Origin of the sequence: uncultured Salegentibacter sp., assembly GCF_963972535.1 — a bacterium.
In the GTDB taxonomy this organism is placed as follows: Bacteria; Bacteroidota; Bacteroidia; order Flavobacteriales; family Flavobacteriaceae; genus Salegentibacter.
Map to the genome: position 1 here is coordinate 1 of NZ_CAXAVR010000109.1, position 8419 is coordinate 8419.

Annotated in this window: 7 protein-coding genes; 6 read left to right on the forward strand and 1 reads right to left on the reverse strand. The window is 37.4% G+C overall.

Annotated elements, in window-relative coordinates:
* The first annotated feature begins 316 nt into the window (after positions 1-316).
* From AACZ30_RS11400 to AACZ30_RS11425, 6 genes are all read left to right on the forward strand, one after another.
* Positions 317-790 (forward strand): UpxY family transcription antiterminator, encoded by a 474-nt coding sequence (locus tag AACZ30_RS11400; protein ID WP_339649457.1) that lies wholly within the window; start codon positions 317-319, stop codon positions 788-790.
* 333 nt (positions 791-1123) lie between these two features.
* A complete protein-coding gene (locus tag AACZ30_RS11405) occupies positions 1124-1489 on the forward strand; it encodes a hypothetical protein (protein WP_339649458.1) in 366 nt (121 codons plus the stop codon).
* A gap of 6 nt (positions 1490-1495) precedes the next feature.
* Positions 1496-3901: a polysaccharide biosynthesis tyrosine autokinase gene (locus tag AACZ30_RS11410; protein WP_339649459.1), complete on the forward strand. Its 2406-nt coding sequence runs from the start codon at positions 1496-1498 to the stop codon at positions 3899-3901.
* Between the two features lie 434 nt (positions 3902-4335).
* Positions 4336-5694, forward strand: a complete 1359-nt coding sequence (locus tag AACZ30_RS11415; RefSeq protein ID WP_339649460.1) for a capsule assembly Wzi family protein — start codon at positions 4336-4338, stop codon at positions 5692-5694.
* 285 nt (positions 5695-5979) lie between these two features.
* Positions 5980-6444 carry a hemerythrin domain-containing protein gene (locus tag AACZ30_RS11420; RefSeq protein ID WP_339649461.1) on the forward strand — a complete coding sequence of 155 codons (465 nt, stop codon included), beginning with the start codon at positions 5980-5982 and terminating at the stop codon, positions 6442-6444.
* Positions 6445-6515: 71 nt separating this feature from the next.
* Entirely contained in the window at positions 6516-6977 is a 462-nt protein-coding gene (locus AACZ30_RS11425) for a hemerythrin domain-containing protein (protein WP_339649463.1), read from the forward strand.
* A gap of 79 nt (positions 6978-7056) precedes the next feature.
* On the opposite strand, the gene AACZ30_RS11430 is transcribed toward AACZ30_RS11425, so the two are convergent.
* Positions 7057-8337, reverse strand: a complete 1281-nt coding sequence (locus tag AACZ30_RS11430; RefSeq protein ID WP_339649464.1) for a chloride channel protein — start codon at positions 8335-8337, stop codon at positions 7057-7059.
* Between the last annotated feature and the right edge of the window lie 82 nt (positions 8338-8419).

Consider the following 8419-nt stretch of genomic DNA (forward strand, 5'->3'; position numbering starts at 1 on the left):
CAAGTTGGTAGACGAACTTGCGAAGGCTAAACCTATGGAGAAAATTTTGAGAAGTAATTGAGATTAGTTTCAATATAAATATTCCATTATTAAATTAGCGACTCCTTCTCGTTTATATTACTATCAATTCTTTTCCTAGTATTATTAAAAATAACTAACTATGCCTGAGTGCTTCAAAGATTGATTCTAATTTCAACGGGCACCAGGCCTTATTCCTACTCAAAATCTTTGTAATTTTGATCCTACTAACTAACAATTCAATCTAAAATTTCTTCAAATCACCCTACTACGAAGAGATGATATAAAAATCTTAGCTATGTCGTGGTACGTTTTATATACCAAACCCAGGATGGAAAAAAGAGTAGCCAAGGGTTTGCAGCAAATGGGCGTTGAGGTCTATTGCCCTTTTATCACAGAGATAAAACAATGGAGCGATAGAAAGAAGAAAATCAAAACGCCTCTCTTTAAATCTTATGTTTTTATAAAGATGGAAGAAAAAAAGCGTAACGGGGTTTTTGAAGTTCCCGGTGTGATTCGGTATTTATTTTGGTTAGGCAAACCGGCTATTGTAAGAGACAAAGAGATTAAAGTAATACGCGAATGGCTTGAAGAAGATAAAGTTGATGACGCTAAAGTAGAGCATCTAAATGAAGGAGATAAAATAACCATTAAAAACGGTGCCTTTAAACAGCAGGAAGCAATTATTCGTGATATTGGAAAAAGAAAAATGCGCCTTGTACTTCCACATCTTGGGTTTACGGTAGAAGTTAAAACCAAAGAGGTGGTTTAATTAAATTTTAAGATCTGCTAAACTTATTTTTAATCCAGCCATATTATTTCTACAATTCCAGCCGACTTTATTTTTATCAGGCATTTTCAAATTATTTTCTTCGGAAAAAATCAAAAAATATCTTAAGAACGCGGGAAACACTTTCATTTCTCCGGATGCTGAATACTAAAAGTAATCTGGAAAGCGAGTACAATAAATTTAAGCAGACTTTATCTTTTCTTCATTTTCATTAACAAAAAGGGGATTAAATTTAATTATTAATGAAAGTTAAATTTAGTTAATAATTTTAACATTTATAACTAGGTAAGATATGTCCAGGATCCTATTGTAAATGTGAGGGTGGTGAATTTCCAGGTAAGTGTATTGGGAGAGGTAACCCGCCCGGGAACATTTGATGTACAAGACGATTACTTTACATTACCCCAGGCCTTGGGAATGGCCGGCGATATGACAATTTACGGGAAACGGGATAATGTACTGGTAATGCGGGAAGAAAATGGTAGAACTACGCACGCCTATCTCAACCTTGGTGATGCCGATGTTATTAATTCACCTTATTATCATTTACAACAAAATGATGTTATTTACGTAGAACCCAACGCCCCACAAAGACAAAGTGCCAGTTATAACCGGAATGCCGGGGTTTATATTTCTATTGCCTCCGTTTTAGTTTCTGTAGCCGTACTTTTAACCCGATAATTTACTATGTCTCAACAACAACATACTCCTATAAGATCCCAGGAAGATGAAATTAACCTAAGGGAAGAACTCGACAAATACCTAAAATACTGGCCCTGGTTCGTTTTCGGGGTAATTTTATGCGTACTTATTGGTTTTGTATATTTAAAATATACTACCGCGCAATACAGTACCACCGCCAGTATAATTATTAAAGATGAAGAAAGCAAGGGGCCTTCTTCTGAAATGGCCGCTTTTGCCGATCTCGGCCTATTAAGCGGAATGGGTGCCAGCAGTATTGAAAACGAAATCGGGATTCTGAGATCAAAAACCTTAATGACTAAAACCGTTAAGGCACTTGATTTAAATATTACTTATTATGATGAAGCAGGAGTAAAATCCAAAGAGCTTTATACCCAATCTCCTTTCAAGGTACAGGTCCTTCAATTGGATGAAGAGAAATTAAAGGAGAATATAAAAGAAGAACTGGGAAATCGTTTTTTGATTACTCCCCAATCGAAAAATGATTTTATTTTAAAAAATACGGAAACCGATAAAAGCTTTGAAGGGCAATTTGGGAACCCGGTGAATATAGGTTTTGCAGATATCACGCTGGAAAGAACCGGCATTAAACCCGGAGATGCAGAGGAGGAACAGGAAGTTAGTGTGCAATTTAGTCCGGTAGAAGCTGTAGTAGGAAAATACCGGAATGCTGTTCAGGTTAACCTTACCGATAAAAATTCAAGTTTGTTAGAATTAAGCCTGGTAGACCCCGTCACCGAAAAAGCCCAGGATATATTAGACCAGTTGATCTTAGAATACAACCGGCAGGCGATTGAAGATAAAAACCTGGTAGCTACCAATACCGCTTCTTTTATTGATGAACGTTTAAGTATTATTAACCAGGAACTGGATTCGGTTGAAGTTGGGAAAGAAGAATTTAAAGAATCCAATCAGCTTACCAATATAGAAGCTGAATCTGAATTATTTATAGAAAACGCCAGTGACTACAAGAAGCGCCAGCAGGAAGTGGGCACCCAGTTAGAATTGGCCAACGCCATGTTAGATCATTTAAAAGGAAATAGACCATCAGACCTTTTACCTGCAAACCTTGGAATTCAGGAAGAGGGCGTTAATGATATGATCAAAGAATATAATACACTGGTTTTAGAAAGAAACAGGATTTTAAGCGGTTCTACCGATGAAAACCCGGTGGTTTTAAGATTGAATTCCCAAATAGACCAGATGCGGGGCAATGTTTTACAAAGTCTGGAAAGAATGCGTAGTAATCTTCTAATTGCCCAGGAAGACCTGGACAGACAGGCAGCGGTAATAGGCTCTCAAATTTCGGCAGTGCCGGCAAAGGAGAGACAGTACCGGGGAATTGAAAGACAGCAGAATATAAAAGAAGCCCTTTATTTATTTTTGCTTGAAAAAAGGGAAGAAAATTCATTATCCCTGGCAGTGACTGCACCCAAGGCAAAGATTGTAGATAGTGCTTACAGTGATACTGAACCGGTTTCACCAAAGGCAAAAATTATTTTACTTGCTGCTTTAATCTTAGGTTTACTTATTCCGTTTCTAATTATTTATATAAAGAATTTATTAAATAATAAAGTCACCGATAGAACCGATATAGAAAACACGACTAAGGAAATTCCTATTGTTGGTGAAATCCCAAGGATTGCAAGGAAGGAAAGTGATCTTATTTCGGTAAATGACCGTTCGGTACTTGCAGAAGCCTTTAGGATTATGGTTACCAACCTTCAGTATTTATTGGTTGGCGCAGGAGACAAAGAGAAAGGAATTAAATTATTTGTAACCTCAACGGTTAAGGGGGAAGGAAAAACCTTTACCGCTTTTAACCTGGCTATCACGCTGGCCAATATGGGTAAAAAAGTGGTGATAATTGGTGCCGATCTAAGAAATCCGCAGCTTCAGAGGTATGAGACTGATGCCCGTAGCTATTCCGGGGTTAGTGATTATCTTTATAATATAGAGACCAAAATTGTTGATATTATAGCTAAAGCAAAAGCCCATGAAAAACTTGATATTACTGCATCAGGTAATATACCTCCAAATCCTTCAGAGTTGCTTAGAAGTGAAAGAATGGCAAAGCTATTAAATGAATTGGAAGAAATTTACGATTATATTATTGTAGATACTGCACCGGCAATGCTGGTAGCCGATACTTTCCTGATAAACAAATATGCTGATTTAACACTTTATGTAGCCCGTGCAGGTTATACTGAAAAGAAACTACTCGGATTTGCCGTAGATGCCAAGAACGAAGGAAAACTACACGATGTAAGTTTTGTACTGAATGATGTAGAGCTTGCTAATTTCGGTTACGGAAATAAGTATGGTTATGCTTACGGAGAAGAGAAAAAATCTTTCTTTAAGAGACTTAAAGAGAAAGCAGCGATTTTTTAGTTAGTTATCGGTTATCAGTTCTCAGTTCTCAGTTCTCAGTTCTCAGTTCTCGGTTCTCAGTTCTCGGTTCTCTGTTTTCTTTCGTCTTGTTTAATCATTGCCCGTATTGCGTTGTCATTGCGAGCGTCGCAGGAGCGCGGCAATCTTTAGTTTGGAATTTTTATTCTGTATTCATAATAAACACGCCTAATTTTAGAAACAACAGATTGCTTCAGTCTCCCGATCTATCGGGATCCTTCGCAATGACGGTAGTTTAACTGCCAACTGAGACTGCTTACCGGAGACCGAACCGTAACGTCATTACGAGCGACGCAGGAGTGCGGCAATCTTTTGATAGGAGTTTCCCTGCCACCTGACACTGCTTACTGCCACCTGAAAAGAGCCATTATTTTAATTTTAAACTCGTTTCTTTCAAAACCAGACTTAATCAATCAATGAAAAAAATATTTTTTTTAAGCTTTATTAGTTTGCTATCCTTCAGCAGTTATGCGCAATGGGATTTTGAGGGTTCTGTAAATTTAAATGGCTATTTACACGATGGTGAATTACAGCGATTACCTTTTTGGATGTATAGCAACCAAAGAGGTCGAATTTCAGAAGAAACACATCTTTCCGGATGGATTTCAGGAAGAACGTTTAATGAATTCCGTAATGGAAATTCTTTAGAAATTGGCGCGGGTATTTTATACCAGGATGGAATAAGCGATGAAATTTTCCTGGATGAGATCTATGCTGCCTATAACAACGATTGGCTTGAAGCCGTAATTGGTCGCAGGCAGGAAAAAGAATTGTATAAAGGTTTAAGTGCTACTAATGAAAATATGTTATGGTCTTTAAACGCCAGGCCAATGCCGGGAGTATCATTTTCCACCAATCGAACTATTTTCTTTACTCCGGAATCGGCTTATGGTTTTGAAGCCAGCTGGAGTGAATATTTAATGGGCGATGATCGTTTTGTAAAAGGAGCGAGATTGCATCACAAAAGTATCAATTTTGTATACCAACCTAATCCCGATTTTCAGCTTAAAGTAGGTGTGCGACATTTTGCACAGTGGGCAGGAAATTCCCCCGAATCAGGCCCACAACCCAACGGGTTTTCAGATTATATAAAAGTGATTTCCGGAAGAGAAGGTGGGGAGAATGCTGTGGTGAATGACCAAATTAATGTATTGGGAAATCACTTAGGGATTTATGAGCTTGAATTAGTAAAAAGAATAAATCCCGAAATGCGATTGAATTTCATTTATAACCATATGTTTGAAGATGGTACCGGAAGCCGCTTCGCAAACTTTCCCGATGGCAGATATGGATTTTTCCTGGATTTTGGTGACAATCGCAGTCTTATTACTGGAATTCTTTATGAATTTTTCTATACCCGGAATCAAAGCAGTAATTCTAGTGCGCCACATAAAAATGATGATTATTTAAATAATTCGGTGACCTATCATTCCGGTTTTACTTATGAACGTAGAATTATAGGACTTCCCTTTTTTACTTATGATGAAGAATTAGATCAGGTAGTCAATAATAAATTTAGTGCGCACCACCTGGGAATTTCCGGAAATTTCTCCAATTACTTTGTAAGTTATCCGTGGAAGTTGCTACTGAGTTTTTCTCATAACGAAGGTAGGTACGGTAGGTATTATACCCCTAACCGGGATATTTTGGCGGGATTATTTGATATTAAAGTTTTACAATCTTTTGTGCAGTTAAATGTTCAGCTTGGAGTTGAACTAAGCAATATGGCTGAACCTCTTTACGGAGCAGGAATTAATTTGAGAAAAGAATTTTAAGCTGTTGAAATAACTTTTAGAAAGAATAATTTAATAAGACTCCGTGCTAAAAACGATGTGATTTTAATCAATTATACTTATCACTCGCAATACACTTAAAACCCCTTGAGAAATCAAGGGGTTTTGTTTTTTTAGGCGGAAAAGGAAGGTAAGTCATTCAACAATACCTATCTTAAAAAACTATATGATTCCACTCATAAATTTTGAGTAGATAATTGGGCAAATTTGAACTCTCTTAAATTCAATATTTTTCACTGGATTTATAGGAAATAAAAAATAGAAACTATGAAAAAGCCAATTAAGCGACATGAAGCTCTTAAACCTCTTAGCAGGGAACATCATCACGGCTTATTGTTGTGCTGGAAAATAAGACAGGGCGTAAAAAAAGAGGTGGAGGTTGCACGAATAAAAGCTTATACCGAATGGTTTAAAATTCATTATCTCGATCCGCATTTTGAAGCCGAAGAAGAACATATATTTCCTGTATTGGGCAATGAGCATGAACTTGTTAAACGAGCTTTGAAGGAACATCGCCGGCTAAAGCGATTGTTTTCCCAGGACACTGAAGTTGAGATTGCTCTAAATAATATTGAAGAAGAACTGGATAGCCATATTAGGTTTGAAGAACGTGTTCTTTTTAATGAAATCCAGGAAGTTGCTTCAGCTGAACAACTGGCAGATATTGAAAAGCATCATAACGGAATCCAATTCTCTGATGACGACTGGCAGGATCATTTTTGGGAAAATTAATTTAATTTTAATTATTAAGTTTCAGATTATAACAAAAATCGACTTCCGCAGAAGTGGGCAAAAAAAATATAATGGGTACAAGGGTTAATTCTTCAGCAAAAAAATCTTCAAAGTTAAATCTGGTATTAGAGGAACATCATCATGCACTGCAGGTATGTTCCAGAATTCGGGAAGGCTTAGAGAACGATGTGGAATTGGAACGAATAAGAGCATATACCAACTGGTTTCAAACACATTACCTGGAGCCCCATTTTGAAATTGAAGAAAAATATATTTTCCCCAGGCTTGGTTATAACGTAAGGGTTAAAAGAGCTCTTGCTAATCACCGGCGAATTAGAAAGTTGTTAAGTTGTGGCTGTGCCGATGAAAAAGTACTCAATTTACTGGAAGAGGAACTGGCTGCACACATACGTTTTGAAGAACGTATTCTGTTCAAAGAGATTAGCGATAAAAAAGAGCTGGCAGAACTCGAAAAGCAGCATCAGAGCTTATCTTTTTCCGAAGAAAACTGGAAAGATCCGTTTTGGGCTTAAGAATTTTCTTGTAAATAAAATATAGTCCGCGGTTGCCAGCAATTAAAGAGTACTATCCGGTACATAATCTTTATATTTTTTATTTAACCGCATTCTCTTTATCTCCCTGCGATGAGATAAAAGGAATTCTTGGCGCCAGAAAATATCCCGTTAAACTGGCAAAAAGAATGGGGATAAAATATCCAAATCCGGTTAAAGTTGCGAGTAAAATAGTGGTACTCATTGGGGTTCTGGTTACACAGGCATTAATAGCAGCCATACTGGTAACAACCGCTAAAGAAAGGTTAGTAGAGGGAAAAAGCTGGTGAATAATTAATCCCAGGCTTGCACCTACAAAGAATAGGGGAATAATAAATCCGCCTCGCCAACCGGAAGTAACCGTAATCGCAATGGCAAGGATCTTAACCAAAAGTATAGCCACAAGAAACTCTAAATCAAAGTCGGTTAATAAAAGATCGTTGATTTCGTGATGCCCAAAATATCGGGTTATCGGGAAATAAAAAGCTATAATTCCGAGAATGATTCCGCCAATTAATGTCTTATAATATATTGGAAAATTCAGCTTATAAAAAACCGATTTTAGAAACTTTGTACAGAAAATAAAGACCCAACCAAAGAACGTTGCCACTACTGCAAAGAGCACCGCATAAGCAAAATCGAATTTATCTTCCATAATATAGGATGGTAGATCCCAGATTGGACCTATCCCAAGATGGATAATAAGCGCAAAGATGATATAGCTAAAACAACTGGCCACAAAAGCGGGTATAATTGCTTTATAATATGCTGCTGCATGTTTGTGATGCAAAATTTCTAAAGAAAAAAGGCTGCCACCCAGCGGTGCACCAAAAAGCGCGGTAAAACCAGAAGCCATTCCTGCAATACTTAGAGATCGTAATTCTTCTCCTTTTAGTCTTAACATTTTTCCCAGCCAGCTTCCGGTAGAACCGGTCACCTGTACCAGGGGTGCTTCAGGCCCTAAGCTTCCTCCGGCTCCCACACACAGCAAAGAAGACAGGACCATGGAAAGATTGTTTTTTGGATCCAGTTTTCCTTTATTAAACCTAATATTATTTACAATTAGCTGAATTTCTCCCGGGTCTCCAATAAGATGTATAATTAAACCGGCCAGTAAACCTGCCAAAGCCATAGTTGGTATTACCTGCCAACCTTCGAAAAAAGCCAGTCCGTGCATCACCATTTCCAGGGCAATCCAGTACACCCCAGAAATTATACCACCCACAATACCAAGCAGTGCCCATAAGAAGAAATTTCGGCTAAATACAAATGGATTAAACCTTAAGGGTTTGTCCAGCACATCCAGCGACCTGATTAATTTTCTTTTAGTCTTTATTTTCACTTTTTAATCCGGTTTAAATAGTTTGTCTATCTTTTAATAGGCCTTTTTCAGAATTTTCGGCTAAACTATAATAGTTTTATAA